This is a genomic window from Methylobacterium sp. A54F (genome assembly GCF_053346035.1).
Map to the genome: position 1 here is coordinate 1 of NZ_JBKFBF010000226.1, position 280 is coordinate 280.

1 pseudogene is annotated in these 280 nt (G+C 73.2%); it reads right to left on the reverse strand.

The features are described from left to right. Positions 1-246: pseudogene (locus ACLBXP_RS26060) on the reverse strand (hypothetical protein); the annotation flags it as partial. Between the last annotated feature and the right edge of the window lie 34 nt (positions 247-280).

The following is a 280-nucleotide window of genomic DNA, read 5'->3' on the forward strand; positions in this document are numbered from 1 at the left end:
CGCGCCGCCGGCCTCCGCGACCCGGACCTGACCACAATACTCGACCTCGTTGCGCATCTCCGAGGCGATTGGCCGGATGTTGCGGAACTCGGGCAGCAAGGCGCGCCCGAGCTGGCGCGCCACCGCGCGACGCACGGCAGCCTGCTCGGGGTTGGTCAGTTCGAGGAAGGGCGCCTCCGGTCCCGGCTGCCCGGCTGCCGGACAGCAGCTCGCGAGGACGATGGCCAGGCCCCAGGATCCGCGCATGCTCGGGCTCTCCCCCACGCCTCACGGCGCTGAC